This is a genomic window from Pseudomonas sp. S3E17 (assembly GCF_024168685.1).
Classification (GTDB): Bacteria; Pseudomonadota; Gammaproteobacteria; order Pseudomonadales; family Pseudomonadaceae; genus Aquipseudomonas; species Aquipseudomonas marginalis.
In genome coordinates this window covers 4,998,991-5,025,818 of the sequence record NZ_JALJWE010000001.1, presented here as the reverse complement: position 1 = coordinate 5,025,818, position 26,828 = coordinate 4,998,991, and the positions used below count along the sequence as shown (strand labels likewise).

Here is a 26,828-nt window from a genome sequence, read left to right as displayed (position 1 = left end):
ATGCCCTCTTTGCCCTGGCACGCCATCGACACCGTCCTGCTGGACATGGACGGCACCCTGCTCGACCTGCATTACGACAACCATTTCTGGATGGAACACCTGCCCCAGCGTTACGCCGAACTGCACGGGGTGAGCCGAGCCATGGCCGAGATGGAGTTGCAGCCTCTGTTCGAGCGTAACGCCGGACAGTTGCAATGGTATTGCCTGGATTTCTGGAGTGCGGAACTGAACATCCCGGTGCGTGAGCTCAAGCTGGAAACCGCCGACCTGATCGCCCTGCGCGCGGATGCCGATACCTTCCTGGCGGCGATCAAACGGGCAGGCAAGCGCGTGATCCTGATCACCAACGCCCATCGTGATTCGCTGTCGTTGAAATTGGAGCGCATTGAACTGGCGCCGTATTTCGAGCGATTGATCAGCTCCCACGACTACGGCTTCGCCAAGGAAAACCCACAGTTCTGGGATGCCTTGCAGGCTGACATCCAGTTCGATCCGGCTCGCAGCCTGTTTATCGACGACACCCTGCCGATCCTGCGCAGTGCCCAGGCGTTTGGCGTGGGGCATTTGCTGGCGGTGAAAGAACCGGACAGCAAAAAGGGGCCAAAGGACACGGCTGAGTTTGCAGCAGTCGGTGACTACCGCGATCTCATTGTCGGGCTCTGAACCCTGTGGGAGGGAGCAAGCCCCCTCCCACCTTTTCGCCCGTGTATTACTCAGGAATACGCAGCGTCTGCCCTGGGTAAATCTTGTCTGGATGGGACAACAGCGGCTTGTTGGCCTCGAAGATCTTGTTGTACAGGTTGGCGTTGCCGTACACCGTCAGGGAAATCGCGCTGAGGGTGTCACCCTTTTTCACCACGACGAAACGGGCGGCGGCCACTGCCGGACCGGTTACGGTGATCTGGTCATCCACACTGGCCACGCCTTGAATGTTACCCAGCGCCAGCAGAATCTTCTCTTTCTCTTCCTGGGTGGCGACTTCACCGGTCACGGTCACTTTGTCGCCATCCACCGTGGTCTGTACATTCGGATTCCCCAGACCCACCTTCGCTACGTGTTCCTTCAACTGCTCACTCGCGTTGGCATTACCCGGCGTCAACAGGTCGACAATCTTTTCGCCGGCGTCTTTGATAAAGCTGAAAATGCTCATAGTGCGCTCTCCTTGGTAGTTGATTTCCAGATGCCCAAGACTAGACCAGTCCGGCAGACTTAGGTTCCAGCCCGACCAAAGACGCAAACGCGCTAGAATCCCCCCGCCATTGGAATAAGCCCTGGAGCGAAGATGGACATCAAGCAGCTGAAATTCCTCATCGCCCTCGACGAGACCCGTCACTTCGGCCAGGCCGCGGCGCGTTGCCACATCACCCAGCCAACCCTGTCGATGCGCCTGCGCAGCCTTGAAGAAGAGCTGGACTTGCCGCTGGTCAATCGCGGCCAGCGTTTCGAAGGGTTCACCGCCCCCGGCGAGCGCGTGCTGGCCTGGGCACGCACGGTGCTGGCGGCCTATGACGGCTTGCAGGCCGAAGCCGCCGCCTGCCGTGGCAACCTGGTGGGTACGTTGCGCCTGGGCGTGGTGCCGTTGTCGAGCTTTGATCCGCTGGCGTTGATGCAACAACTGCACAAGGAGCATCCGAGCCTGCGCTTTGAGCTTTCGGCCCTCAGCTCCGAGCAGATCCTCGAACAGTTGGCGAGCAATCGCCTGGACCTGGGCGTGTCCTACCTCGACCGCCTGGACAACGAGCGCTTCGATTCCCTGGCCCTCGGCGAAACCCGCATGGGCCTGCTCTACGACCAGCGCTATTTCAGTTTTGGCGACAAGCCGCTGAGCTGGGAGGCATTGATCGAACTGCCCCTGGGCATGCTCACCAGTGGCATGCACTTCCGTCAGTCCATCGACCACAACTTCCACAGCCGGGGCCTGCACCCGCAGCCGCTGTTACAAACCGACGCCGTCCATCAGTTGTTACAAGCTGTGCATGGCGGACTGTGCTGCGCCGTCATGCCGTTGGACGGCGGCCTGGACGCCCTCACCGAACATTTGCGCCTGCAACCCATCGAAGACGCCCACACCCTGGCGCGCCTGGGCCTGATCATGCGGCGCAGCGCGCCGCGTTCGGCATTGGCAGAGGCGTGTTTCGCGCTGTTTCAGAAATCGCAAACAGAGTCTTGATCGACGTCATCTATCGGTAGATCAGTACTGGCAATTAGACGCGACGCTTTGTCGCGCCTAGTCTAAACACTGATCAATCCGCCGGTGGTACTGCCCCATGAACGCCAAGCGCCCAGTCTGCGCGGCGCCTGCTTCGGAAACGTCCGCGCCCGTCGCCAGCCAGAGCTACCAGTTTTGCAACCTTGAGCGCACTGAGGTCGCGAGCACCGCCTTGGCGGAAGAAGTGGCGTTGGCGATTGCCTATAACGACATCAGCCAGGCGGTGATGCTGGTCACGCCCACGGACCTGGAAGACTTTATTGTCGGGTTCAGCATCGGCAGCGGCATTATCGCCGACGTCAGCGATATTTATGATCTGAAACTCAGCGGTTCGGGTTCGGCCCAATACGCTCAGGTGCAGATCTCCAGCCGTGCGTTCTGGAACCTCAAGCAGCAGCGCCGCCAGCTGGCAGGCACCAGCGGCTGCGGCCTGTGCGGAGTGGAAGCGCTGGAGCAGGCGCTGCCGGACCTTCAAGTGCTGCCCGGCGCGCCCTTGCCGCCTGCCGAATGGCTCGACGGGCTGCGCCAGCGCATCAGTGCGTTCCAGCCTTTGGGCCAGTACAGCGGCGCTGTGCATGCGGCCGTGTTCATGAATAACCAGGGCGAATTGCTGATGGGTCGTGAAGACATCGGCCGGCACAACGCCCTCGACAAGCTGATCGGTGCGCTGATCCGCCAACGGGTCCCGACCGACGGCGGGCTGGCGATTGTCACCAGCCGTTGCAGCCTCGAATTGATCCAGAAAGTCCTGCGCGCGGGCATCCAGACCCTGGTCAGCCTGTCGTCGCCCACCGGCCTGGCCCTTCAATGGGCTCGCCGGCATCACCTCAATCTCATCCACCTGCCGCAGAAAAGTGCGCCGCGGGTCTACAGCCCTGCGATGGAGAACCAGCCGTGAGCAATCATCATCAAGCCGACCAAACCCCAACCCCGCGCTACAAGCCTTACAAGGGCCCGGCTGGCGGCTGGGGCGCGCTGATCAGCGTGGCACAGGCCTGGTTGACCAGCGACAACGCGCTGAAAAACCTGCGCATGATGCTCAAGACCAACCAGAACGGCGGCTTCGACTGTCCCGGCTGCGCCTGGGGCGACTCGCCGGAAAGCGGCATGGTCAAGTTCTGCGAAAACGGCGCCAAGGCGGTCAACTGGGAAGCCACCAAGCGCCGTGTTGACGCAGCGTTTTTCGCCAAGCACAGCGTCACCGCGCTGCTGGAGCAAAGCGACTATTGGCTCGAGTACCAGGGCCGCCTGACCGAGCCGATGCGCTACGACGCTGAAACCGACCGCTATACCCCCATCAGTTGGGAAGCGGCCTTCGACCTGGTCGGCAAGCACCTCAACGCCCTGCCCAGCCCGAACATGGCAGAGTTCTACACCTCGGGCCGTGCCAGTAACGAAGCGGCGTACCTGTACCAGCTGTTTGTGCGCGCCTACGGCACCAACAACTTCCCGGACTGCTCGAACATGTGCCACGAGGCCAGCGGCGTGGCCCTGGCCCAGAGCGTGGGCGTCGGCAAAGGTACCGTGACTTTTGATGACTTCGAACATGCCGATGCGATTTTCGTCTGGGGCCAGAACCCCGGCACCAACCACCCGCGCATGCTCGAACCGCTGCGGGAAGCGGTCAAACGAGGTGCCCAGGTGGTGTGCATCAACCCGCTCAAGGAGCGCGGCCTGGAGCGCTTCCAGCATCCGCAGCATCCGCTGGAAATGCTCACCAACGGCGACAAGCCGACCAACACCGCATACTTCCGCCCGGCCCTGGGTGGCGACATGGCGATCCTGCGCGGCATGGCCAAGTTCCTGCTGCTATGGGAGCGCCAGGCTCAGGCCGAAGGCAAGGAAGCCGTGTTCGATCACGACTTTCTCAATGAACACACCGCCAACGTGCTGGATTACCTGGGCCAGATCGACGATACCTCGTGGGATGAAATCGTCGAACAGTCCGGCCTGACCCTGGTCGAGATCGAGCAAGCGGCGCGCATGTACGCCAAGGGCAAGAACGTGATCATGTGCTGGGCAATGGGTATCACCCAGCACCGCCACTCGGTGCCGACCATCCAGGAAATCGCCAACCTGATGCTGCTGCGCGGCAACATCGGCCGCCCCGGCGCCGGTCTGTGCCCGGTGCGTGGCCACAGCAACGTGCAGGGCGACCGCACCATGGGCATCAACGAACGCCCACCGGTGGCGTTCCTCGACGCCCTGGAGCGACGCTTCCAGTTCCAGGTGCCGCGCACCAACGGGCACAACGTGGTGGAAGCGATCCACGCCATGCTTGAAGGTCGCTCCAAGGTGTTTATCGGCCTGGGTGGCAACTTCGCCCAAGCCACGCCGGACAGCCCGCGCACCTTTGAAGCACTGCGCAATTGCGACCTGACCGTGCAGATCAGCACCAAGCTCAACCGCAGCCACCTGATGCACGGCAAGGACGCGCTGATCCTGCCGTGCCTGGGCCGCACCGACATCGACATCCAGGCCGAAGGCCCGCAAGCGGTGACGGTGGAAGACTCGTTCAGCATGGTCCACGACTCCAACGGCCAACTGCAGCCGCTGTCGAAGTTGATGAAATCGGAACCGGCCATCCTCGCCGGCATCGCCGCCGCAACCCTGGGCAGCAAACCGGTGGACTGGAACTGGTTGGTGGCCGACTACAGCCGCATCCGCGACCTGATCGCCGATACCATCCCAGGCTTCAAGGACTTCAACGAACGCCTGAAACACCCCGGTGGTTTCTACCTGGGCAACTCCGCCGGTGCTCGGCGCTGGAACACGCCTTCGGGCCGTGCCAACTTCCGCCCGAACATCCTGCCCAAGGACCTGATCCACGAGCGCACCCACGCCACGGGCCACGTGCCGGACCTGATCATGCAATCGATGCGCTCCCACGATCAGTACAACACCACCATTTATGGCCTGGACGACCGCTATCGCGGGGTCAAAGGCCAGCGTGACGTGCTGTTCGTCAACGAAGCCGACATCATCCGCCTGGGCTTCAAGCCGGGACAGAAAGCCGACATCGTGTCGTTATGGGAAGACGGCCGCGAGCGTCGGGTGAAGGGCTTCACCTTGCTGGCGTTTGATATTCCGGCGGGGCAGGCTGCGGCTTACTACCCGGAAGTGAACCCGTTGGTGCCGCTGGAGAGCACCGGGGATGGCAGCCATACACCGACGTCGAAGTTCGTGGCGATACGTTTGGAAGCTGCCAGTGACAATAGGCTGATCATGGCGCGTTCGGCCTGACTGATCATTTCGGGCACAAAAAAGGCCGCTTTTGCATAAAAGCGGCCGTTCCGAAGTAGCTAAAGACTCGCAAAAACTACTTAAGTTCCCCAGCTAAAACAGCAACTTAGAGAATTGTGTACAACTCGTGTTACTGGTCGGATTTCTATTGTAACCATGTCAATACAGCCTCAGGATCGCGCCGTCATCCTCTTGAGGTCTCTCTATGAAGTTCTCCTCGATTCTCTTGTTGTCCCTTGGCCTGGTCAGTGGCGCAGCCATGGCCGGTGGCACCACCGAAGCCGGTGTGGGCGGCGCATTGGGCGGGGTTCTAGGCTCGGTTGTCGGCCAGCAGTTGGGCGGCAACACCGGTTCGACCATCGGCGCGGCCCTGGGCGGCGCAGGCGGTAGTGCGGTCGGCGCAGACAAGCGCAGCCGCGGCGAAGCAGCCATTGGCGGCGCACTGGGCGCAGCCGGCGGCAACGTGGTGGGCCGCAGTGTCGGCGGCAGCACCGGGGCACTGATCGGTTCAGCGGCCGGCGGTGGCGCGGGTGGTGCGCTGGGCAACTACATGGGCAACAAGAGCGATGACGATGATCGTCGTAGTCGTGATAGCCGCCGTTATGACCGCGACGACCATCGCGGCCGCGGCCACGCCTACGGGCATCGCAAGAACAAGCATCACTACCGTCACCGCTAAGCGCGAAAGAACACTGCAAAACCAATGTGGGAGGGGGCTTGCCCCCTCCCACATTGGGTTCCGTGGTGCCTGCAACGCCGAAGTCAGACCACCAACCGCTGCAACGCCTCGCGCAACATCCCCGGAATCGTCACCGGCTGGTTCGTCCCCCGATCCACGAACACATGCACAAAGCGCCCCGCCGCACAGGCCTCCTCTTCGCCGGCCTTGAATACCGCCAACTCGTACTGCACGGAGCTGTTGCCCAGCTTGCCCACCCGCAGGCCGATGTCCAGGCGATCGGGAAAGGCAATCGATGCGAAGTAATCGCACGCCGAACTCACCACAAACCCCACCACCTCACCGTCATGAATATCCAACCCACCCTGTTCGATCAGGTAGGTATTCACCGCTGTGTCGAAGAAGCTGTAGTAGGTGACATTGTTCACATGGCCGTACACATCGTTGTCGTGCCAACGCGTGATGATCGGCTGGAAGTGACGGTAATCGGCGCGTTGCGGCATTGAGTCAGGCATGGGCACGTCTCATGAAAGTAGGATTACAGGGCATTCAAATGGGCCTGGGCCCACTCACGCACGTCGGCGTAGGGGTAGTCTTCCAGCGCTGCGAAACCGGGAATGCCCCGCGCCTTCAGCTTGGTAAACAGCGGCACGCTGATACCCCCCAGGAACCGTGTCAGCCGCTCAGCGCCCGGCAGTTGGCCGGTGTGCTCATGATGCCTGTGGATAAAATCACCGCACAGCCCCATGAAGTTTTTATCCACAAGCGGCGGCAGGCTCGGCGGCGCCGGCAAATGCGCGACATGGCCGTGGCACACAGAGCAGTGCCCGCAGCGCTGCGGTGCATTTTCATCACCAAAGTAACGCGCCAGGCGCTGCCCCAGGCAATGTTCGGTGGCGAACAGATCGAGCATGGCGTGGATCCGTGCCACCTCCGTCACCTCGTGCTGCTTGAAGCCTGTGTATAACTCGGCGCTCAACACCTGTGGATCAAACTCGGTATCCAGCAGGCTGTAGACCTCCGTCATCTGCTTGCTTTCCAACTCGATCAGGCCTTGCTCCTGGAAGTAATCCAGGGCCTTCACCACCCGGCCGCGTTCGGCATTGTGTTGCTGGTAAAGCGCGTCGAAATCCACGGTCGCCCAGGTTTTCGCGCGCTTGCACACCTGGATGATCGCCGCGACAAACTGCTGGCGCTCGCCGGAAAAACGCGCCAGCAGGGCCTCGGGCTCGACCAGGTACTTGAATCGGTATTCGGCATAAAACGCGTAGCGCGGCGCGATCACGCCCTTGAGCTCCAATTGCACCAGCAGTGTCTTCAGTGGCAGTTCGCGGATGTTGCTGTGGTCCGACAGCGACCTCAGCAGGAACTCCCACTGCCCTTCACTGCGCGCTGCCTGCAACTCTTCCAGCACCCGCCGAATACCGTCCTGCTCGGGCGTATCGCCATACACGAAGTTTTCCAGCACATTGAGGCTGTCGCGGTTGGCCAGCACCAGGCAGTCCGAGGGCTGCCCATCACGCCCCGCGCGGCCGATTTCCTGGCTGTAGTTCTCGATGGATTTGGGCAGGTCAAAATGCACGACATTGCGGATATCGCTCTTGTCGATGCCCATGCCAAACGCGATGGTAGCGACGATGCAATTGGAGCGCCCGCCCATGAAGCGCTGCTGGATGCCTTCACGCCTGTCGTGGGGCAAGCCGGCGTGATACGCCTCGGCCTGGATACCGTTGCGGTTCAGGTGCTCGGCAATCTGCTCGGCGGTTTTCTGCAAGGTGACGTAGACGATGCTGGGCTGGTTGGCCCGCTCGCTCATCCACTGCACCAGGCGACGACGCTTGTCCGCACCGGCGACCGGCTCCACCAACAGGTTGAGGTTGGGCCGGTAGAAGCCCGTGGTGACCACGTCGTCCGGCGCAATGGCGAACTTGGCCTGCATGTCGGCAATCACCTTGGGCGTGGCCGTAGCCGTCAGCAGCAGCGCTTGTGGGATCTTGAACTGGCGCTGGTAGTCCGGCAGCTTCAAATAATCCGGGCGGAAGTTGTGGCCCCACTCGGAAATACAGTGCGCCTCATCCACCACCAGCAGCGAGATCTGCACACTTTGCAGGAAGTGGCGAAAACGCTCGTTCTTCAAGCGCTCCACGGAAATCATCAGGATTTTCAGCTCGCCGGAACGCGCGCGGGCCATCACGTCATTGGCGTCCTCGCGGCTTTGCGCCGAATCGATACTGCCCGCCGAAATACCGTGGCGTTGCAGGAAGCCCAACTGGTCCTGCATCAACGCCAACAACGGCGACACCACCAGCGTCAGGTGCGGCAGCAACACCGCCGACAGCTGATAACACAGGGACTTGCCCGACCCCGTAGGGAAAATGGCCGCAGCCGAACGACCGGCCAGTACGGCGCTGACCGTTTCTTCCTGGCCCGGACGAAACTGTGGATAACCAAAGACCTGCTGGAGGGTGTCGTGCATAGGCTGTCACTCCATTGACCGCTGAAGGTGGCTTAAAAACGTAGCCCAGCACGTTCAGCGAATCGAGAAAGGTCGCATGGAAAAAAGAGACAGGATGATACACAGGGTGGGGGACGGCCTAGGGCCGAATCGGGAATAAACTGAGGAGGTTGCAGGAAAGACACAGATCCAAATGTGGGAGGGGGCTTGCCCCCGATGGCAATGGATCAGTTACCAATAACTGACTGACCCCCTGCTATCGGGAGCAAACCCCCTCCCACATTTTCAGACCTGCGCTACAGCTGAATCAGCGGTTCTGCACCCGCTCAATCGCCGTGTCATACACCGGGTTGGCCTTCTGCTCCTTGGCCAACTGGTAGTGACGCAATGCATCCGGGAACTGCCCCGCCGCTTCGTAGATCCGCGCAATGTTGTAATAGGCACCTGCACGTACGGTTGCAGCATTGGCACCGGTGGCGAGGGCGATAGCCTTGCGATTGGCCCAGATCGACTCGGCAGTGTTGCCGGCTTTCTGATACGCCAGGCCGAGGTTGCCGTAGGCCTTGCCGAAGCCATTGTCCAGCTCGATAGCCTGACGGAACAGGTCGATCGCCTGGTCCAGCTTGCCGGCCTGGTAGGCCGCTTCACCCTGCAGGTTCAGACGCTTCGCATCGGTTTGTACGGAAGAGCTGACGGTGACGGCGGTGACCGCCACGCTGTCATCCAGCAGCGGTTTGACTTCGTTCAGCACATTCGCCGCATTCACGGTCACACCACTGAAGGTATTGATGTCCTGGAAGTCGCCGCTGCCGGTCATGCGGAACACCGTCCACAGGTTGCCGCTGCGGTTCTTGGGCACGTAGTAGGTACGCACCAGCGATTGGCCCATGTACACGAACACCTTGGCTTCGCTGTCGGATAACTGGCGCGAGCCTGGGTTGCCGCCATTGCTGTAGTCATGCACGGCATAAACGTAGCTTTCGCCGTAGTGTTTTTTCTGCAGGGTGATGGTTTCCGGGCCGTAGCTGTCGGTGTCATCCACATCCAACTCGGCATCGGTACCCTTCTGGTTTTCGAAGTAGATGTTATTGCCGGGGAAAATCATGTGGGAATCGAGGTCACTCGGCGTCTTGCCCCAGGTCAGCACCACGCGCAGGCCATCGAGGTTTTCCATCACCGGGCTGATGGCGTAGGTCATGCCCGCGCAGGGGCACTTCACCACCAGGTTGGAGTAACCAGGCTTCTTGATGATCAGCAGGTTGCTCCCATCATCGGCAGCCTCACTGGTCAGCGTCACTTGGCCCTGGGCGTCGGTGCGGCCCACCACGTTCTGTGCGCCGTTACGTTGCAGCAGCACTTCGGCATCGGCGATTTTCTGGTCCTTGACCACCGCACTGAGCACTTCGATCGGCAACTGCCCGGCCTGGACCGAAAAAGCCACCGCACACAATGACATCGCCGAAGCAACACGAAGCAAACCCATGCCTAACTCCCTTTAAGTCGCGGGCGGAAATCGCCCTGCAAGATTTTGCGGTGAAACATACGCTGAATTCCGGGTGTCGGCGGACTTTTTATACAAAATGTGACGTGGTTTTTATCCCGCCTGCCCATTGAAGCATTGCGCTACAATCAAACCTTGCTACCCAGGAGTACGCTGCGATGAGCGAACTGACGTTTGAGCAAAAACAGGATCATTACCACAAGATCCGCCGTTCCAATTACCTGGCCAGCCTGCGCCTGGAAGGGTTCGACACCCAGCCGGCCGACGTCGACAAACCCCTGCCGACCCGCGAAGCCGTCCTTGCCAAGTACCGCAACACCCCACGCTGATGCTCGACAAATACGGGGTGGGCCAGGATCCGTACTGCTATCCCGGTAGCAGCGTCCTGCGCAACCGCCTCGATTTGCTCGACGACGCCCGCCTGCACCAGGCCGAGCGGGAATTATCCGAAATCGCCGTAGGCAGCCTCCCGCTCTTCCCCCCGCCCTACGACCTCGACCGCCTGCAACACATCCACCGCACGCTGTTCGGTGACATCTACGACTGGGCCGGTGAGTTGCGCAGCGTGAACATCCAGAAAGGCGACACCTTGTTCTGCACCCCGGAGCGCATCCCCCCGGAAGCCGCGAAGATCATCCGGCAGATGGAAGAGGCAAACTGGTTTGTCGGTGCCAGCCAAACCGAGTTGATAAGCAGGATTGCCCAAGCCTATGGCGACCTCAACGTCATCCACCCCTTCCGCGAGGGCAACGGCCGGGCGCAGCGGATTTTGTTCGAACAGATCATCGTCAACGCGGGGTTTTCAGTGAACTGGTGGCTGGTGAAACACGCGGCATGGATACCGGCGAATATTGATGCGGTGGCGTGTGATTATCGGGGGTTGGAGGCGATTTTTGAGCGGTGTGTCAGCAGGCCTGCAGGGCAGTGATCGCTCCTCGCGCTCTGCGTGGAAATGATCTGATCAACGGCGAGGCGATGGACCAGAAAAAACACGGCGTCCTTGAGTTTTTCGCGAGCACGCTCGCTCCTACAAGCACTGCCAAGCCACAAATGCCGGAAACCGTTGTAGGAAACCTCCAAACACCGCGACATCCCCTTCCCAAATTGCTCCAAACACCCGCTTGACCCTCTATAGAAGTTACCCGTAGCTGAATGAAAATAGCGCGGTCTCAACTTTCTCGGCAGAAACCTGTGAACATCGAAAGGGCTCAACACATCGGCCACTATGGCGTCATCTTCACAGTGACTCGCTTCACTGTTGTGCCTGACAATCGGCATGCTTTGGCCAATCTATGCCTGCTTGAAGCAAAAACGGTGGCGCGGTCAACACTCTCAATGCATGTCTACTCGGACGAGTCTTAGTGACATGGCCCTTTACCTTCAATCCGCTTCCTTTCTCATTATCTATTTGGTGCTGCACTACCAAATCACAGACCCAATGCTCAGAAAGCACTTCGCAGTCACATTTCTTACAACAGGCCTTATTTTGACGTTCCTACTACCCTACGTAGCGGTGATCCTCAGAATGCCCCTCCTACCTGTCTTTGTATTCTTGATAGGCTTGGCGCTCTTCATCACTCGAAACAAATACCGCCTCCAACGCAACCAGCCCCTTCATCCACTCCTGCGTGCCCCCACCATGAACCTCGCCCCCAACTTCCCCGAAGACCCCGTGATGCAGCAACTCCTGCAACTGCTGCACGAAGAAATCGGCCTGCCGAAACACAAGACCATCCGCCTGCAAACCTCACTCAATTTCGACCTGGGCTGTGACGGCAGTGAAGCCAAGCAACTCATGGAAGCGCTGGAGCAGGAGTTCGCCCTCGACCTCGGCGACTACGACACTTATCGTTACTTCAACCCACCGGTCTTTGACGTGTTCCTCAAGCGTCGGGGCAAGGGGCATGGCGACAAGGTCCCGCTGACCATCGGCATGCTCTACCTGGCCATCAAGACCCACAGCTGGGACACCCAGACGCTGGAAAACCTGAGCTGAACGAAGATCAGCTCCAGGCACACCGCAAGTCAAAGGTGGAGGGGCAATGATTCTGCCTATCGTCGACTAACCCTTCGCGCACAAAAAAGCCGCCCGCTAGGGACGGCTTTTTAACAGCTTGCGAATCTTACAACTTCGGACCCGCAGCCTTGATCGCTTCGCTCACTTCAAACTTCTTGAAGTTCTCGATGAACAGACCAGCCAGGGCCTTCGCCGCTTCATCGTAAGCAGCCTTATCAGCCCAGGTGTTACGTGGGTTCAACAGGCCGGTCTCAACGCCCGGTACAGCCAATGGCACGTCGAGGTTGATGGTGTCGAGGTGTTCGGTTTCAGCACCGATCAACGCGCCGCTCTGGATCGCCGCGATCACGCCGCGCGTGGTCGGGATGTTGAAGCGCTTGCCAACGCCGTAGCCGCCGCCGGTCCAGCCGGTGTTGACCAGGTACACCTTGGAGCCGAAGCCGCGGATGCGCTTGATCAGCAGCTCTGCGTATTCGCCGGCCGGGCGTGGGAAGAAGGGTGCGCCGAAGCAGGTGGAGAAGGTCGACTTGATGCCGCTGCCGGAACCCATTTCGGTCGAGCCCACCAGTGCGGTGTAGCCGGACAGGAAGTGGTAGGCCGCTTGTTCTTCGCTGAGGATAGACACGGGCGGCAGTACGCCGGTCAGGTCGCAGGTCAGGAAGATCACCGCGTTTGGCTCGCCGCCCAGGTTCTTCTCGGAACGCTTGGCAACGTGCTCCAGCGGGTAGGCGGCGCGGCTGTTCTGGGTCAGGCTGACATCGGCGTAGTCGGCGTGCTTGGCCTCGTCGATGACGACGTTTTCCAGCACGGCGCCGTGCTTGATGGCTTTCCAGATAACCGGCTCGTTCTTCTCGGACAGGTCGATGCACTTGGCATAGCAACCGCCTTCGATGTTGAACACCACGCCTTCGCCCCAGCCGTGTTCGTCGTCACCGATCAGGTAGCGGCTTTCGTCGGCGGACAGGGTGGTCTTGCCGGTGCCCGACAGACCGAAGAACAGGGTCACGTCGCCTGCTTCGCCAATGTTGGCGGCGCAGTGCATCGGCAGTACGTCGGAAGCCGGCAGCAGGTAGTTCTGCACCGAGAACATGGCTTTCTTCATTTCACCGGCGTAGCGCATGCCGGCGATCAGCACTTTTTTCTGGGCGAAGTTGAGGATCACGCAACCGTCGGAGTTGGTGCCGTCACGCTCAGGCACGCACTCGAAGTTGGCCACGTTGAGCACTTGCCACTCGTCACGACCGGCCGGGTTGTACTGGGCCGGGTTGATGAACAGGCAACGACCGAACAGGTTCTGCCAGGCAGTCTGGGTGGTCATTTTCACAGCCAGGTAGTGGTCTTCGGAAGCCCCTACGTGAACGTGGGAAACGAAATGCTCTTGCGCGTTGTTGAACGCCTCGACGCGGGCCCACAGGGCATCGAACTTGTCGGCCGGGAACTTGCGGTTGATCGGGCCCCAGGCGATGGAATCCTGGGTGGAAGGCTCTTCAACGATGAAACGGTCGACTGGCGAACGGCCGGTACGGTGACCGGTTTCCACGACCAGCGCGCCGGTATCGGCAAGCACGCCTTCACCGCGCTGCAGGGCTTCTTTGACCAGATCGTCAACACTCAGATCGGTGTATACGGCGTTATTGGCTTGCGTCATGAGGTTCCCCGTCGGCCTGTGGCCGAGTGCTCCAAACGTTTTGTAGTAGAAAGTTGCGCACTACTACCGCGAAAAAAGTGGGCCGGATTATGCCAGAAAAGCCCAAAAAGAGTAGGGCCCTCCCGTCAGAACGCCTCTAATCCGGCATTTGACAGGTGATTTACCTGTGCTTAAACGTTTTAGTGGCGGGTGTCGGAAGGCGTGTCGATACCTGCGCCGGCGAACAATTGCGCTACATCGGCAGCGTCAAACAGGTAGCGCTCGTTGCAGAACTGGCAGTCGATCTCGATATTGCCACCGTGTTCCACCACCAGGTTCTGCGCATCTTCCAGGCCCAGGCTGACCAGGGCGTTACCCGAACGCTCGCGGGAGCAGCTGCAGTGGAAGTGCAAGGTCTGCGCGTCGAACAGGCGCACGGGGTCTTCGTGGTACAGGCGGTGCAGGATGGTTTCGTTGTCCAGGCCCAGCAGTTCTTCGGCTTTCAGGGTATCGGCCAAGGCAATGCAGTGCCGCCAGCTTTCAGCGCGATCTTCGTCGTCCTTGATACGGTCGGCCGGCAGTTGTTGCAGCAACATGCCACGGGCGCGCTTGCCGTCGGCGTTAAGCCAGAACTTGGTGCCCACTTGCTGGGACATCACGAAATAGTTGGTGAAGCATTCCGACAGCGTTTTGCCGTCGAGGTCGACGATGCCCTGGTAACGCTGGCCTGAGGTAGGGTCGACGGTGAGCGCCAGGACGCCGTTGGGCATCAGCTCGGCCAGGCTGGCGTCCGCGGCAATCTGGTCGGCTTCATAACGGGCCAGGCCACGGATTTCGCGCTCGCTGGAGCACTCGATCATCAACAGCGGAATCGGCCCTTCGGAACGGGCTTGCAGGATCAGCAAACCGTCGAACTTCATGGTGCCCACCAGCAACGCAGCAGCGGCCATCAGCTCACCGAGCAGTTGTGCGACCGGCTCCGGATAGGGGTGCTTGGCGAGGACTTCGGCGTAGCTGCGCTCCAACGAAACCATTTCGCCGCGGGCGTCGCTCTCGTCGAAGATGAAGCGTTGGGTGAAGTCGGTATCCGGTAGATCAGTCATAGGTCTGGGTATCTGAATTGATGACAAATTGGTTACAAGGTTTATAAAATTAAACGCTTTAGCACCATCTTGGTGCGGCTTTCTCCTGGAAACAGAGAGCTTATATAAAGCGAAGAGGGACAGTTTATGAACAATCCGGGTTTGTTCCAAGCCAAGTGGAACCTCCGGCGATGGGCTCTGTGCAATCTACTCGCTATCGGGCTGCTGTGTTTTTGGCTGTGGCCCACGGGGCAGATGCTCTGTGTGATTTTCGACGAGTGGCTGTTTCACCTTCTCAACGACCCGCTGGCGAGCAGCGCGACATGGCTGCACGTGTGGGCCGTGGCCAGTCTGCGGCCGTTTGATGCGGTGGTCGGGGTGATCCTGCTGATGCTGCTGATTCGCGGCGACTGGGTGTTCAAAGCCGCGCAGGTACGCCAGGCCCTGTTAGGTTTTGTCGGTATTTTGTTGCTCTTGCTGTTTATCCGCATGCTGTTTTCCAAACTCGCGGCGCAGATGGGTTGGCAACACAGCAGCCCGTCGATGGTCATCGCCGGGGCGATCCAGATGAGTGACTATTTCCCGGGGCTGGAGAAGACCTGGGAGCTGAAGGACCGCTCAAGCCAAAGCTTTCCGGGGGATCACGCCTCGGTGTTGCTGATCTGGGCAATGTTCATGAGCGTGTTCGCCAGACGTATCGGCCAGGTGCTGGTGATCTGGGGCCTGGCGCTGTTGTTCATGATGCCGCGGCTGGTAGCGGGCGCGCATTGGGGGCAGGACGATTATATCGGCGGGGTGCTGCTGGCACTGTTGGCGTTGGGCTGGGGTTATTACACGCCGTTTGCAGCGAAGGTGTCGGCCGCTTTGTTACACGTGACGACGCCGATCTTCAGGTTACTTGGCAAGCTGCCAGTGATCAGTGGATTGAGCGTCGTGCGTACATCCCCTTAACGCTGCAAGCCCCCTCCCACACTTGAATGGGCCGCTGCGCAATCAGTCATCATTGCCACTGCCGCGAAACTTGAACAGGTCGCGGCGCTGCTTCTTGCTCGGCTTGCCATCGGTGGTCATCCCCGTGGCGCCCGCCTTGCGCAGGGCAGCCGCATTTTCGCGCCTGGCAATGCTGGCTTCGGTTTCGGTGTACAGCGCCTGTGCTTCGGGGGCGCCACGGCGCACGATGGAAAGTGCCTGAACCACGACGGTCTTTTCGTCAAAACCTATCCGAATCTGCAGCTCATCACCGACACGTGGCTCTTTGCCCGGCTTACAGCGCTCGCCTCGATGATGCACCTTGCCGCTCTCAATCGCGGCCTTGGCCAAGGCACGTGTCTTAAAGAAACGCGCCGCCCAAAGCCACTTGTCCAGACGGACCTTTTCTTCCTCTTCCTGCTTTTGAGCCACTTGAATTCCTCGCTCTGACAAATGTCGCAACTGTAACGTTGAAACCCTTCGACGCATAAACCTCAAGGCTCACCTAAGATACGCCAGGTAGCACCCTGTTTTCGCGAGGATACGCCGTGACCGACTTTCCCACTTCACTCACCTCGCCTGAACAGCGTTGCGCAGGCTGCCAGCAAAGCGAACCCCTGGGTTTCGAGTTTGCTTTCGCCTACCAGCCTATCGTGGACCTTCGGGACCATTCGATTTTTGCCCACGAAGCCTTGGTGCGCGGTACACAGGGCGAAGGGGCGATGTCGGTGCTGGAAAAGGTCAATGACAGCAACCGCTACCGCTTCGACCAGCGCTGCCGCACCCAGGCGATCGCCGGTGCTGCGGCCCTGGGGATGCAAACCCACCTTTCCATCAACTTCATGCCCAACGCTGTGTACCGTCCGGAGCTGTGCATCCGCAGCACCCTCGAGGCGGCTCGCGCGCACAACTTCCCGCTGAACCAACTGATTTTCGAAACACTGGAAAGCGAGCATGTAGATAACTATCGCCATTTGACGAATATTCTGCGTGAATACCGCGAGTTCGGCTTCAAGACCGCCATCGACGACTTCGGCGCGGGCTATTCGGGGCTGAATCTGCTGGCCGATTTCCAACCTGACTTGATCAAACTCGACATGGCGCTGATCCGCGATGTCGACCAGGATCGTGTCCGCCAGGTGATCGTCCAGGGGATTGTCACAATCTGTGAGCAGTTGAACGTTACTGTCATCGCCGAAGGCATCGAAAGTGCCGGCGAGCGCGACTTTCTGTCTGACTGCGGAATATTTCTGATGCAAGGCTACTGGTTCGCCAGGCCCGCATTCAAAGCCCTGGCCGAGGTTTCTCCTCAGGCCTGGGCGAATTGACCGGTTACCCATATTGAAGACATTTGACCATTTGACCGTTGTAGGTCTGCGTGAGTGGGTGGCACTTCCCGACTTGGGAGTGGCAGGCCTGCGTGCCAAGATCGACACCGGTGCCAGCACCTCCAGCCTGCATGCCACCGACATCGAGCCTTTTGAGCGCGACGGTGAGAAGTGGGTGCGCTTTACCGCGCACCTGGGCAGCGTTGTGCAACTGCGTCATCGCCGCTGCGAAGCGCCCCTGGTGACGATGAAAACCATCAAGAGCTCCAATGGCCATGCGCAGGTGCGCTACGTGATCAGCACCACCCTGGCACTGGGTGATCGGGTATGGCGGGTGGAGTTCACCCTGGCCTGCCGCAAAGCCATGCGTTACCGCCTGTTGCTGGGTTCCAAGGCGCTGATTGACGGCCACCTGGTGGTCAATCCCGGCGTCAAGTACGTTCAAGACAAGCCGGTGTTCCCGGTCTCTACTATTTCTGCCCCAGGTGCTGCATGAAGATTGCTGTGCTGTCGCGAAACCCGCGTCTGTATTCCACCCGCCGCCTGGTCGAGGCCGGCACCGAACGTGGCCATGAAATGGTGGTGATCGACACGTTGCGTGCCTATATGAACATTGCCAGCCACAAGCCGCAGATCCATTACCGCGGCAAACCGCTGGAGGGGTTTGATGCGGTGATCCCGCGGATTGGCGCCTCGGTGACGTTCTATGGCTGCGCCGTGTTGCGCCAGTTCGAAATGATGGGGGTCTTCCCCCTCAATGAATCCGTGGCCATTGCACGCTCGCGGGACAAATTACGCTCGTTGCAACTGCTCTCGCGGCGGGGCATCGGCCTGCCGGTCACCGGCTTTGCCCACTCCCCCGACGACATTCCCGACCTGATCGAAATGGTCAACGGCGCGCCGCTGGTGATCAAGGTGCTGGAAGGCACCCAGGGCATCGGTGTGGTGCTGTGTGAAACCGCGACCGCAGCGGAATCCGTGATCGAGGCGTTCATGGGCCTCAAGCAGAACATCATGGTCCAGGAGTACATCAAGGAAGCCGGTGGCGCGGATATCCGCTGCTTCGTGGTGGGCGACAAGGTGATCGCGGCCATGAAGCGCCAGGCCAAGCCCGGAGAGTTCCGCTCCAACCTGCACCGCGGCGGCAGCGCCAGCCTGATCAAGATCACCCCGGAAGAACGCATGACCGCGTTGCGAGCGGCCAAGGTCATGGGGCTGGCCGTGGCGGGTGTGGACATCCTGCGCTCCAACCATGGGCCACTGGTGATGGAGGTGAACTCGTCGCCGGGCCTGGAAGGGATCGAGACCACCACCGGGAAGGATGTGGCGGGGATCATCATCCAGCATCTGGAGAAAAATGGTGGGCCGAATATGACCAGGACCAAGGGCAAGGGCTAGAGACGCGGCTGTCAGCTTCAAGCTATAAGCTGCAAGAGAAAGGGCGAAAGCTGTCTGCCTTTCTCTTGCGGCTTCAAGCTTGAAACTTGCAGCTGTTTCTAGACCGCGTCCCTTGGCAGCATAAGCCCAAGCGGCAAACGTACCCGCGCCTCAAGACCACCGTCTTCGCGGTTACGCAACTCGACATTGCCGCCGTGCATCGACGCAATCCGCCGCACGATCGCCAGCCCCAGACCGGTCCCCTTGCCACCCCGGGCACGGTCGCCACGGGTGAAGGGGTTGAAGATACCCTCCAGTTCGTCCGGATCGATGCCCGCCCCCCGGTCCATCACACTCAGCACTACGTACGGCGCAGCACTGTCGCCAGACACATACGCAGCCACTTCCACATCCGAACCGGCATGGTGCAAAGCGTTGCCTATCAGATTGTTCAGCAGGCGCTTCATCGAGACCCGACGCAACGCAAACGGCTGGATCGGTTCAAGGCGCATGCGCACTTGCTCGCCATTCTGGTTGTAGGGCGCGACAACCTCACGCACCAGGTCCGTAAGATCGACTTCCTCCACCACCTCGTCACGACCATCGCGGATAAACGCCAGGAACTGGTCGAGAATCGCGTCCATGTCTTCGATGTCGCGAACCATGTCGTCGGTGAGGTCGCTATGGTTGCCCATCAGCTCCAGGGACAGGCGCAATCGCGTCAAGGGCGTGCGCAAGTCATGGGACACCCCCGCCAGCATCAGCTCGCGCTCGCGCCCGGCCTGTTCGACATCCTCCGCCATCTGGTTGAAGGCGCCATACACCTCGGTCATTTCACTGGGCGTATCGCTGACCGGCAGGCGCACGCTGCGCCCCTGGCCCAATTGGCGGGCGGCAAACACCAGGCGCTTAAGCGGTTGGTTAAGCTGGCGAACGAAAATCCACGCGGACGCGGTGGAAAGCAAGCCGATGGCCAGGAACCAACCCAACACGTTCCAGATCTTCTGCCCCCGCAAAGGGTGCGGATACAGCGGAACCTTGATCCAGGCATCGCCAAGGCTCGGCGCCCTCACCCACAGTGCAGGTGAAACATGCATGCGCAAGCGCACCTCGGTGTCCTCGCCCAGCTCGGCCTGCATCTGGCGCTGGTAGATCTCGCTGTAGGGCCAATGCTGCTCACCCTCGGGTACACCAGCCCCGTCAACGCGGGTCAACGTCGAGGCCTTGGCTACCTTTTCGCGGTTCTCAGGGTCTACGGCCCAGTAACCACGCAGCGTCAGGGCGACACCGTGGCTGTACTGCCGGTCCACCAGCACGTCTTCGTTCATCAGCAGATAAACCAGTGTCAGCGCCTTGGAAAACAGCACGACGATCAGCACCAGCCAAAGGGTGCGGGAGAAGAAACTTTGCGGGAACCACAGAGGGGTTTTCATAGAAGACAGCTGGACACCTTGCAGGAACGAGCGGCGCTCGCAGAATTGCAGACGCCGGGCATCCCGTCGACCCTCATGGAGTCAAGCGCCAGGATGCCCGCCCTGCAAATCATCGGTCACTTGGTTGCGGTGCCATCCGGCACAAACACATAGCCCACACCCCATACCGTCTGGATATACCGAGGTTTGGACGGGTCCGGCTCGATCATCCGGCGCAGACGGGAAATCTGCACGTCGATGGAGCGCTCCAGGGCGTCCCATTCGCGACCGCGTGCCAGGTTCATCAGTTTGTCGCGGGTCAGCGGCTGACGCGCGTTCATCACCAGGGCCTTGAGCACGGCGAACTCACCGGTGGTGAGCATGTGCACTTCGTCGCCACGCTTGAGCTCGCGGGTTGCCAGCGACAGTTCGTAGTCGCCAAAGGTAACGCTTTCGTCTTCGCTGCCCGGCGCGCCCGGTACCGGCGGTGCCTGACGACGCAACACGGCTTTGACCCGCGCCATCAACTCGTCTGGGTTGAAGGGTTTGGCCAGGTAGTCATCGGCGCCCAGCTCGAGGCCCTTGATGCGGCTCAGCTCATCGCCCTTGGCGGTCAGCATGATGATTGGAATCTGGTTGTTCGCGCCGCGCAGGCGCTTGCAGGCGGTGAGGCCGTCTTCGCCGGGCAGCATCAGGTCGAGTACGACCAGGTTGAATACTTCACGCCCCAGGAGACGGTCCATCTGCTCGGTGTTCGGCACCGCGCGGGCACGATAGCCCTTGGAGTTGAAGAAACGCTCCAGTAGGCTGCTCAGCCCCGGATCGTCATCAACGATGAGAATTTTTTCGCCTTCAGCAGTTTGTGCAGTGCTGCTCATTGGATGCTCCTCTTATCTCGGCGCGCATTATGGCGTAGCTGCCGTTATACGCACCGTGTGCATTGTTAGCAGATTTTTCCTCTACTGCCAGCGAACCCGCGCCTTCCAACCACTGGCGCAGTACCCCCCAAGAGCAGAACGCTGGTTATAATGCGGCGCCTTCGTGCAGGGCAACGTCAGATCGTTGCCGTTTAATGCCGGTTTTTTTCACCCGCTTGTCGTGATTTTTTCGATTTCGAGGGTCAATAGGCTGCCTATTGACCCAGGTAGCGGCGCCGGTCGGGCCGCTCAACCAGCCGCGCAAGGCCTTGTTTTCCGGGCCTGCGGGCTGCTTTTCAGAATTTCAGGTGGTTTTATGGACAGCATCAACAGCCGCATCGCCGAAGAACTCGGCGTACGCCCACAACAGGTCGAAGCGGCCGTCGCTCTACTGGATGAAGGCTCCACGGTTCCCTTCATCGCCCGTTACCGGAAAGAAGTGACCGGCAGCCTCGACGACATCCAGCTGCGGCACCTGGAAGAACGCCTGCGCTACCTGCGAGAACTCGACGAACGGCGTATCAGCATCCTCGCCAGCATCGAGGAACAGGGCAAGCTGACCCCGCAGCTGGAACGCGACATCAAGCTCGCCGACACCAAGACCCGCCTCGAAGACCTTTACCTGCCATACAAACAGAAACGCCGCACCAAGGGCCAGATCGCCCTGGAAGCCGGCCTGGGAGAGCTGGCCGACGGTCTGTTCAACGAACCGTCGCTGACCCCGGAGACCGAAGCCGCGCGCTTCGTCAATGCAGAGAAAGGCGTTGCCGACGTCAAGGCCGCCCTCGAAGGCGCCAAGTACATCCTGATGGAGCGCTTCGCCGAAGACGCCAACCTGCTGGAAAAACTGCGCAACTACCTGAAACAGGAAGCCACCCTCAGCGCCCGCGTCATCGCCGGCAAAGAGGAAGAAGGTGCCAAGTTCCGCGATTACTTCGAACACGACGAACCGCTGAAAAGTATGCCGTCCCACCGTGCGCTGGCGATTTTCCGTGGCCGCAACGAAGGCATTCTCAGCTCCGCGCTGAAAGTCGGCGACGAACTGCCGGGCACCATGCACCCGTGCGAAGGCATGATCGGCCAACAATTCGGCATCCAGAATCAGAATCGTCCTGCGGACAAGTGGCTCGGTGAAGTCGTGCGCTGGACCTGGAAGGTCAAGCTCTACACCCACCTGGAAACCGATCTGCTCGGCGAATTGCGCGACGGCGCCGAAACCGAGGCGATCAACGTATTCGCCCACAACCTGCACGACCTGCTGCTGGCCGCCCCGGCCGGCCCGCGCGCCACCCTGGGCCTCGACCCGGGCCTGCGCACCGGCTGCAAGGTCGCCGTGGTCGATGCCACCGGCAAGCTGCTGGACCACGCCACCGTGTACCCACACGTGCCGCACAACAAGTGGGACCAGACCCTCGCCATCCTGGCCGCCCTGTGCGCCAAACATTCGGTGGACCTGATCGCCATCGGCAACGGCACTGCCAGCCGTGAAACCGACAAGCTGGCCGCCGAGCTGATCAAGAAATACCCGGCCATGAAGATGACCAAGGTGATGGTCTCCGAAGCCGGTGCTTCGGTGTACTCGGCGTCGGAACTGGCCTCCAAGGAATTCCCGGACCTCGACGTGTCGATCCGTGGCGCGGTGTCCATTGCCCGTCGCCTGCAGGATCCGCTGGCAGAACTGGTGAAAATCGATCCTAAATCCATCGGTGTCGGCCAGTACCAGCACGATGTGTCGCAGCTGAAACTGGCACGCGGCCTGGATGCGGTAGTCGAAGACTGCGTAAACGCCGTGGGCGTGGACGTGAACACGGCCTCGGTAGCGTTGCTGGCGCGTATCTCCGGCCTCAATGCCACCCTGGCGCAGAACATCGTCACTCACCGCGACGAAAACGGCGCCTTCAAAACCCGTGCTGCGCTGAAAAAAGTCGCGCGCCTGGGTGAAAAAACCTTCGAGCAAGCCGCCGGCTTCCTACGCGTGATGAACGGCGACAACCCGCTGGACTCGTCCGCCGTTCACCCGGAAGCCTATCCATTGGTGCAACGTATCGCCGCCGAGACCGACCGCGATATCCGCTCGCTGATCGGCGACGCCGCGTTCCTCAAGCGCCTGGATCCAAAGAAGTACACCGACGAAACCTTCGGCGTGCCGACCATCACCGACATCCTGCAAGAGCTGGAAAAACCTGGCCGCGACCCGCGTCCCGAGTTCAAGACCGCCGAGTTCCAGGACGGCGTCGAAGACCTCAAGGACCTGCAACTGGGCATGATCCTCGAAGGCGTGGTCACCAACGTGACCAACTTCGGCGCGTTTGTCGATATCGGCGTGCATCAGGACGGTTTGGTACACATTTCTGCGCTTTCGGAGAAGTTCATCAAGGATCCGCGCGAAGCGGTGAAAGCCGGTGATGTGGTCAAGGTCAAGGTCATGGAAGTCGACATCCCGCGTAAACGCGTTGGCCTGTCGATGCGCATGGGCGACACCCCCGGCGAAAAAATCGACGGCGCCCGTGGTGCACGTCCTGGCTCGGCACCGCGCCAGTCACAGAACCGCTCTGAAAACAGTCAACCGCGCAAGGAAACCGCCACCGCGGCGCCAAGCAACAACGCCATGGCCTCGCTGTTCGCCAACGCCAAGCAGTTGAAGAAACGCTGATGGAAATCCCCGCCGGTTTGACCCAGAGCGCGTTCAGCGAACTGATCGGCTGCCGCCTGCAACGCCTCGAAGAAGGCGTTGCCGAAGTGGCCCTGACCCTGGAGCCGCACCTGCGCAACCGCGCGGGCAAGCTCCATGGCGGGGCGATTTTCAGTCTGGTGGACATCACCATGGGGCTGGCCTGTTCCAGCACCCATGGGTTTGACCAGCAGAGCGCGACCATCGAATGCAAGATCAACTACATCCGCGCCGTGGAAGACGGTGACGTGCTGTGTACCAGCCGCGTGATTCACGCCGGTCGGCGCACGCTGGTGGTCGAAGCCGATGTGTATCAGGACGAAAGACTTGTCGCAAAAGCACAGGGCACGTTCGCTGTCCTATAGCTCCCCGCCCCCGATTTGAGTTAATTTCGGCGCTGCGATAACAGCGTCGGAATTTTCTTGCTGCGCTATAGCCCAATTCATGGAGTGAAGTAGGCTTTTTTAACGCGGGTCAAATCGACTCAAAACCAGGCGATCACGCCAGTTTTAACTTCACCCTTGTAGACCGTCCTGCCCACCCCCATATTGGGGCGACTGACGCGTGAAGGAATCCAACTTGAGCGAACTTCTCAACCGCCGCCTGGCCCTGCTCGGCAAGCGCGAACACCTCTCCCTGCTAGAGCAGTGCTTGCACGGCATCGAGCGTGAATGCCTACGTGTCACCGGTGAGGGTCGCCTGGCGCAAACGCCGCACCCCGAAGCCCTGGGCGCCGCGTTGACCCATGAACAGATCACCACCGACTACTCGGAATCGCTGCTGGAGTTCATTACCCCGGCCCTGCCCAACCCGGCCGGTACCTTGAGCAGCCTGGACAAGATCCATCGCTTTGCCTACACCAAGCTCGGCAGTGAATACCTGTGGAGCCCCTCGATGCCGTGCCCGTTGCCGGCCGAGGAAGACATTCCGATTGCCTACTACGGCACCTCCAATATCGGACAGCTCAAGTACGTGTACCGCAAGGGCCTGGCCCTGCGTTACGGCAAGACCATGCAGTGCATCGCGGGCATCCACTACAACTTTTCCCTGCCGGAACAGCTGTGGCCGCTGCTCAAGGAGACTGAAGGCTTCGTCGGCACCGACCGTGACTATCAGTCCACGGCCTATATCGCACTGATCCGCAACTTCCGCCGCTACAGCTGGCTGCTGATGTACCTGTTCGGCGCATCGCCGGCCCTGGACGCGGGTTTCCTGCGCGGTCGCTCGCACCAATTGGAAGTGCTCGATGCAGACACCCTGTACCTGCCGTACGCCACCAGCCTGCGCATGAGCGACCTGGGTTACCAAAGCAACGCCCAAGCCGGCCTGACGCCGTGCTACAACGACCTGGCCAGCTACACCGACAGCCTGCGCGAAGCGGTGGCAACGCCCTACGCGCCCTATGTCGAAGTCGGCACCCACAAGGACGGTGAGTGGGTACAGCTCAACACCAACATCCTGCAGATCGAAAACGAGTACTACTCCAACATCCGCCCCAAGCGCGTGACCTACACCGGCGAGCGGCCGATCCAGGCGCTGATGGCCCGTGGCATCCAGTACATCGAAGTGCGCTGCCTGGACATCAACCCGTTCCTGCCGATGGGCATCGACCTGCCGGAGTCGCGTTTCCTCGACGCATTCCTGCTGTACTGCGCGTTGAACGACAGCCCGCTGTTCGCCGACAACGAGTGCGGCAACGCCACGTCCAACTTCCTCAGCGTGGTCAAGGAAGGCCGGCGCCCGGGCCTGCAATTGCAGCGCAAGGGCCAGGCGGTGGACATGAAGGAATGGGCCACCGAGCTGCTGGAGAAGATTGCCCCGCTGGCTGCGCTGCTGGATGAAAGCCACGGCATCACCGAACACAGCCAGGCGCTGGACGCCCAGCTGGCCAAGGTCAAGGACCCGTCCCTGACCCCTTCGGCACAGGTATTGGCGGCGATGGCCGAGCGCAAAGAGAGTTTCGCGCAGTTCTCCCTGCATCAGAGCGAGGTGCACGCCGAGTACTTCCGCCGCGAGCCGTTGCCCGCAGAAGAGCAGGCACGCTTTGAAGAGCTGGCGCGCACGTCGCTGGCGCAGCAGGCGGAACTGGAGCAGAACGAAGTGGGCGACTTTGATGTGTTTGTCGGCTCGTACCAGGCGAGCATTCTGGCGATCAGTAACTAAGACCGAACTCGGTCCATAGTAGGAGGGGGCAAGCCCCCTCCCACATTTGCCCTCATCACGCTCAAGATTCGCTTCAACCTTTCGCCCATAAGCTAATTCGAAAATGTTATTTATTTTCGGATTCTTAGATCATTTAGTCTCCTCACACGCCGACCCTCGGCCGCCTGATTGAGGAGCTTCCCCTTGAAACTGTTAACCCCTCTGCGCCTCCTGGCCGCGTTGTCCCTGGCCGGTGCCAGCCTGTTTGCCCAGGCGGCGGATGTGACCATCGCTTACCAGACCACCGTAGACCCGGCCAAAGTTGCCCAGGCCGACGGCGCGTACGAAAAAGCCACTAACGCCAAGATCGACTGGCGCAAATTCGACAATGGCGCCGACATCATCGCCGCCATCGCCTCCGGCGACGTGCAGATCGGCTACCTCGGTTCCAGCCCGCTGACCGCTGCGATCACCCGCAAGGTGCCGGTGGAAACCTTCCTGGTTGCCACCCAGATCGGCGGTGCCGAAGCCCTGGTGGCGCGCAACGGTTCCGGGATCAACGGTCCCCAGGACTTGATCGGCAAGAAAGTCGCCGTGCCCTTCGTTTCCACCGGCCACTACAGCCTGTTGGCCGCGCTGAAGCACTGGAACATCGACCCATCGAAAGTGACCATCCTCAACCTCGCACCGCCGGCGATCATCGCGGCCTGGAAGCGCGGTGACATCGACGCTACCTACGTATGGGACCCGGCCCTGGGCGTGGCCAAGGAAAACGGCAAGGTGCTGATCACCTCCGGCGAGCTGGCCAAGTTCGGCGCGCCGACCTTCGATGCCTGGATCGTGCGCAAGGACTTTGCCGAGAAGCACCCGGAAATCGTCACCGCCTTCGCCAAAGTCACCCTGGATGCCTACGCCGCCTACCGCAAAGACCCACAAGCCTGGCTCGCCGACACAGGCAACGTCGACAAACTGGTGAAACTCTCCGGCGCCAAGGCCAGCGACATCCCGCTGCTGCTGCAAGGCAACGTCTACCCGCTGGCCGCTGACCAGGTGACCCTGCTGGGCGCACCGACCACCAAGGCCGTGACCGATACCGCTGCGTTCCTCAAGGAACAAGGCAAGGTCGACGCCGTGCTGCCGGACTACGCCCCATACGTCAGCGCCAAGTTCATCACTAACTGATTCAAGGAGTTCATCGC

Annotated in this window: 25 protein-coding genes; 16 read left to right on the top strand and 9 right to left on the bottom strand. The window is 60.5% G+C overall.

Annotation, left to right across the window (positions count from 1 at the left end; genetic code table 11):
* Complete coding sequence (yrfG, locus tag J3D60_RS22765) at window positions 1-663, top strand: GMP/IMP nucleotidase (protein WP_253492891.1); 663 nt, start codon at window positions 1-3, stop codon at window positions 661-663.
* A 46-nt stretch (window positions 664-709) separates the two neighbouring features.
* Here yrfG and lysM read toward each other — a convergent pair whose 3' ends face one another.
* The gene (gene lysM, locus J3D60_RS22760; protein WP_065941115.1) at window positions 710-1,150 is read right to left on the bottom strand and encodes a peptidoglycan-binding protein LysM; all 441 of its coding nucleotides are present in this window, start codon (window positions 1,148-1,150) and stop codon (window positions 710-712) included.
* Window positions 1,151-1,282: 132 nt separating this feature from the next.
* Here lysM and J3D60_RS22755 point away from each other — a divergent pair, with 132 nt between their 5' ends.
* From J3D60_RS22755 to J3D60_RS22740, 4 genes are all read left to right on the top strand, one after another.
* The gene (locus J3D60_RS22755; RefSeq protein ID WP_048725293.1) at window positions 1,283-2,170 is read left to right on the top strand and encodes a LysR family transcriptional regulator; all 888 of its coding nucleotides are present in this window, start codon (window positions 1,283-1,285) and stop codon (window positions 2,168-2,170) included.
* A gap of 97 nt (window positions 2,171-2,267) precedes the next feature.
* Window positions 2,268-3,107: a formate dehydrogenase accessory sulfurtransferase FdhD gene (gene fdhD, locus J3D60_RS22750; RefSeq protein ID WP_253492888.1), complete on the top strand. Its 840-nt coding sequence runs from the start codon at window positions 2,268-2,270 to the stop codon at window positions 3,105-3,107.
* Complete coding sequence (locus J3D60_RS22745; protein WP_253492885.1) at window positions 3,104-5,452, top strand: FdhF/YdeP family oxidoreductase; 2,349 nt, start codon at window positions 3,104-3,106, stop codon at window positions 5,450-5,452. The genes fdhD and J3D60_RS22745 overlap by 4 nt, the downstream gene beginning before the upstream one ends.
* Before the next feature lie 205 nt (window positions 5,453-5,657).
* On the top strand, window positions 5,658-6,131 hold the full coding sequence (locus J3D60_RS22740; protein ID WP_027605140.1) for a glycine zipper domain-containing protein: 474 nt from the start codon (window positions 5,658-5,660) through the stop codon (window positions 6,129-6,131).
* Between the two features lie 83 nt (window positions 6,132-6,214).
* Here J3D60_RS22740 and J3D60_RS22735 read toward each other — a convergent pair whose 3' ends face one another.
* The 3 genes from J3D60_RS22735 to J3D60_RS22725 form a co-directional block, all read right to left on the bottom strand.
* The gene (locus tag J3D60_RS22735) at window positions 6,215-6,646 is read right to left on the bottom strand and encodes a thioesterase family protein (protein ID WP_065925806.1); all 432 of its coding nucleotides are present in this window, start codon (window positions 6,644-6,646) and stop codon (window positions 6,215-6,217) included.
* Window positions 6,647-6,669: 23 nt separating this feature from the next.
* Entirely contained in the window at window positions 6,670-8,607 is a 1,938-nt protein-coding gene (locus tag J3D60_RS22730; RefSeq protein ID WP_253492883.1) for an ATP-dependent DNA helicase RecQ, read from the bottom strand.
* A gap of 286 nt (window positions 8,608-8,893) precedes the next feature.
* Window positions 8,894-10,069 carry a tetratricopeptide repeat protein gene (locus J3D60_RS22725; RefSeq protein WP_253492882.1) on the bottom strand — a complete coding sequence of 392 codons (1,176 nt, stop codon included), beginning with the start codon at window positions 10,067-10,069 and terminating at the stop codon, window positions 8,894-8,896.
* A 176-nt stretch (window positions 10,070-10,245) separates the two neighbouring features.
* Between J3D60_RS22725 and J3D60_RS22720 the strand changes: the two genes are divergently transcribed.
* The 3 genes from J3D60_RS22720 to J3D60_RS22710 all read left to right on the top strand — a co-directional run bounded on the left by J3D60_RS22720 (window position 10,246) and on the right by J3D60_RS22710 (window position 12,083).
* Entirely contained in the window at window positions 10,246-10,416 is a 171-nt protein-coding gene (locus J3D60_RS22720) for a YhfG family protein (RefSeq protein WP_003236014.1), read from the top strand.
* Window positions 10,416-11,015, top strand: coding sequence for a putative adenosine monophosphate-protein transferase Fic (locus J3D60_RS22715; protein WP_253492881.1), 600 nt, complete (start codon window positions 10,416-10,418; stop codon window positions 11,013-11,015). Before J3D60_RS22720 ends, J3D60_RS22715 begins: the two co-directional genes overlap by 1 nt.
* Window positions 11,016-11,726: 711 nt before the next feature.
* The gene (locus J3D60_RS22710; protein WP_027605145.1) at window positions 11,727-12,083 is read left to right on the top strand and encodes a DUF1493 family protein; all 357 of its coding nucleotides are present in this window, start codon (window positions 11,727-11,729) and stop codon (window positions 12,081-12,083) included.
* Between the two features lie 127 nt (window positions 12,084-12,210).
* On the opposite strand, the gene J3D60_RS22705 is transcribed toward J3D60_RS22710, so the two are convergent.
* Together J3D60_RS22705 and hslO are read right to left on the bottom strand one after the other, a co-directional pair.
* Entirely contained in the window at window positions 12,211-13,752 is a 1,542-nt protein-coding gene (locus J3D60_RS22705) for a phosphoenolpyruvate carboxykinase (RefSeq protein ID WP_065941107.1), read from the bottom strand.
* Between the two features lie 179 nt (window positions 13,753-13,931).
* Window positions 13,932-14,834 carry an Hsp33 family molecular chaperone HslO gene (hslO, locus tag J3D60_RS22700; RefSeq protein ID WP_065941106.1) on the bottom strand — a complete coding sequence of 301 codons (903 nt, stop codon included), beginning with the start codon at window positions 14,832-14,834 and terminating at the stop codon, window positions 13,932-13,934.
* Between the two features lie 126 nt (window positions 14,835-14,960).
* Between hslO and J3D60_RS22695 the strand changes: the two genes are divergently transcribed.
* A complete protein-coding gene (locus tag J3D60_RS22695) occupies window positions 14,961-15,764 on the top strand; it encodes a phosphatase PAP2 family protein (RefSeq protein WP_253492880.1) in 804 nt (267 codons plus the stop codon).
* Window positions 15,765-15,806: 42 nt separating this feature from the next.
* Here the strand turns inward: J3D60_RS22695 and J3D60_RS22690 are convergent, their stop codons facing one another.
* Complete coding sequence (locus J3D60_RS22690; RefSeq protein ID WP_027605149.1) at window positions 15,807-16,214, bottom strand: RNA-binding S4 domain-containing protein; 408 nt, start codon at window positions 16,212-16,214, stop codon at window positions 15,807-15,809.
* Between the two features lie 116 nt (window positions 16,215-16,330).
* On the opposite strand from J3D60_RS22690, the gene J3D60_RS22685 reads away from it, so the two are divergent.
* The 3 genes from J3D60_RS22685 to rimK are packed head-to-tail and all read left to right on the top strand — an operon-like array spanning window position 16,331 to window position 18,508.
* Complete coding sequence (locus J3D60_RS22685) at window positions 16,331-17,110, top strand: EAL domain-containing protein (RefSeq protein WP_027605150.1); 780 nt, start codon at window positions 16,331-16,333, stop codon at window positions 17,108-17,110.
* A gap of 46 nt (window positions 17,111-17,156) precedes the next feature.
* The gene (locus J3D60_RS22680) at window positions 17,157-17,606 is read left to right on the top strand and encodes an ATP-dependent zinc protease (protein ID WP_169899741.1); all 450 of its coding nucleotides are present in this window, start codon (window positions 17,157-17,159) and stop codon (window positions 17,604-17,606) included.
* Complete coding sequence (gene rimK, locus J3D60_RS22675) at window positions 17,603-18,508, top strand: 30S ribosomal protein S6--L-glutamate ligase (protein ID WP_003171022.1); 906 nt, start codon at window positions 17,603-17,605, stop codon at window positions 18,506-18,508. The genes J3D60_RS22680 and rimK overlap by 4 nt, the downstream gene beginning before the upstream one ends.
* A gap of 98 nt (window positions 18,509-18,606) precedes the next feature.
* On the opposite strand, the gene J3D60_RS22670 is transcribed toward rimK, so the two are convergent.
* The gene (locus J3D60_RS22670) at window positions 18,607-19,920 is read right to left on the bottom strand and encodes an ATP-binding protein (protein ID WP_115487864.1); all 1,314 of its coding nucleotides are present in this window, start codon (window positions 19,918-19,920) and stop codon (window positions 18,607-18,609) included.
* Window positions 19,921-20,036: 116 nt separating this feature from the next.
* Window positions 20,037-20,777 carry a two-component system response regulator OmpR gene (gene ompR, locus J3D60_RS22665; protein ID WP_015373500.1) on the bottom strand — a complete coding sequence of 247 codons (741 nt, stop codon included), beginning with the start codon at window positions 20,775-20,777 and terminating at the stop codon, window positions 20,037-20,039.
* A 355-nt stretch (window positions 20,778-21,132) separates the two neighbouring features.
* Between ompR and J3D60_RS22660 the strand changes: the two genes are divergently transcribed.
* The 4 genes from J3D60_RS22660 to tauA all read left to right on the top strand — a co-directional run bounded on the left by J3D60_RS22660 (window position 21,133) and on the right by tauA (window position 26,811).
* A complete protein-coding gene (locus J3D60_RS22660; protein WP_065941102.1) occupies window positions 21,133-23,469 on the top strand; it encodes a Tex family protein in 2,337 nt (778 codons plus the stop codon).
* The gene (locus tag J3D60_RS22655) at window positions 23,469-23,852 is read left to right on the top strand and encodes a PaaI family thioesterase (RefSeq protein ID WP_253492879.1); all 384 of its coding nucleotides are present in this window, start codon (window positions 23,469-23,471) and stop codon (window positions 23,850-23,852) included. Before J3D60_RS22660 ends, J3D60_RS22655 begins: the two co-directional genes overlap by 1 nt.
* Before the next feature lie 214 nt (window positions 23,853-24,066).
* Window positions 24,067-25,650, top strand: coding sequence for a glutamate--cysteine ligase (gshA, locus tag J3D60_RS22650; RefSeq protein ID WP_253492878.1), 1,584 nt, complete (start codon window positions 24,067-24,069; stop codon window positions 25,648-25,650).
* A gap of 183 nt (window positions 25,651-25,833) precedes the next feature.
* Window positions 25,834-26,811 (top strand): taurine ABC transporter substrate-binding protein, encoded by a 978-nt coding sequence (gene tauA, locus J3D60_RS22645; RefSeq protein WP_065941101.1) that lies wholly within the window; start codon window positions 25,834-25,836, stop codon window positions 26,809-26,811.
* Window positions 26,812-26,828: the final 17 nt, after the last annotated feature.

What these genes read in the sequence shown, in the direction of transcription:
- yrfG (WP_253492891.1), top strand. Translation starts at nt 1, where the DNA reads ATGCCCTCTTTGCCCTGGCACGCCATCGACACCGTCCTGCTGGACATG.
- lysM (WP_065941115.1), bottom strand. Translation starts at nt 1,150, where the DNA reads ATGAGCATTTTCAGCTTTATCAAAGACGCCGGCGAAAAGATTGTCGAC.
- J3D60_RS22755 (WP_048725293.1), top strand. Translation starts at nt 1,283, where the DNA reads ATGGACATCAAGCAGCTGAAATTCCTCATCGCCCTCGACGAGACCCGT.
- fdhD (WP_253492888.1), top strand. Translation starts at nt 2,268, where the DNA reads ATGAACGCCAAGCGCCCAGTCTGCGCGGCGCCTGCTTCGGAAACGTCC.
- J3D60_RS22740 (WP_027605140.1), top strand. Translation starts at nt 5,658, where the DNA reads ATGAAGTTCTCCTCGATTCTCTTGTTGTCCCTTGGCCTGGTCAGTGGC.
- J3D60_RS22735 (WP_065925806.1), bottom strand. Translation starts at nt 6,646, where the DNA reads ATGCCTGACTCAATGCCGCAACGCGCCGATTACCGTCACTTCCAGCCG.
- J3D60_RS22730 (WP_253492883.1), bottom strand. Translation starts at nt 8,607, where the DNA reads ATGCACGACACCCTCCAGCAGGTCTTTGGTTATCCACAGTTTCGTCCG.
- J3D60_RS22725 (WP_253492882.1), bottom strand. Translation starts at nt 10,069, where the DNA reads ATGGGTTTGCTTCGTGTTGCTTCGGCGATGTCATTGTGTGCGGTGGCT.
- J3D60_RS22720 (WP_003236014.1), top strand. Translation starts at nt 10,246, where the DNA reads ATGAGCGAACTGACGTTTGAGCAAAAACAGGATCATTACCACAAGATC.
- J3D60_RS22715 (WP_253492881.1), top strand. Translation starts at nt 10,416, where the DNA reads ATGCTCGACAAATACGGGGTGGGCCAGGATCCGTACTGCTATCCCGGT.
- J3D60_RS22710 (WP_027605145.1), top strand. Translation starts at nt 11,727, where the DNA reads ATGAACCTCGCCCCCAACTTCCCCGAAGACCCCGTGATGCAGCAACTC.
- J3D60_RS22705 (WP_065941107.1), bottom strand. Translation starts at nt 13,752, where the DNA reads ATGACGCAAGCCAATAACGCCGTATACACCGATCTGAGTGTTGACGAT.
- hslO (WP_065941106.1), bottom strand. Translation starts at nt 14,834, where the DNA reads ATGACTGATCTACCGGATACCGACTTCACCCAACGCTTCATCTTCGAC.
- J3D60_RS22695 (WP_253492880.1), top strand. Translation starts at nt 14,961, where the DNA reads ATGAACAATCCGGGTTTGTTCCAAGCCAAGTGGAACCTCCGGCGATGG.
- rimK (WP_003171022.1), top strand. Translation starts at nt 17,603, where the DNA reads ATGAAGATTGCTGTGCTGTCGCGAAACCCGCGTCTGTATTCCACCCGC.
- J3D60_RS22670 (WP_115487864.1), bottom strand. Translation starts at nt 19,920, where the DNA reads ATGAAAACCCCTCTGTGGTTCCCGCAAAGTTTCTTCTCCCGCACCCTT.
- ompR (WP_015373500.1), bottom strand. Translation starts at nt 20,777, where the DNA reads ATGAGCAGCACTGCACAAACTGCTGAAGGCGAAAAAATTCTCATCGTT.
- J3D60_RS22660 (WP_065941102.1), top strand. Translation starts at nt 21,133, where the DNA reads ATGGACAGCATCAACAGCCGCATCGCCGAAGAACTCGGCGTACGCCCA.
- J3D60_RS22655 (WP_253492879.1), top strand. Translation starts at nt 23,469, where the DNA reads ATGGAAATCCCCGCCGGTTTGACCCAGAGCGCGTTCAGCGAACTGATC.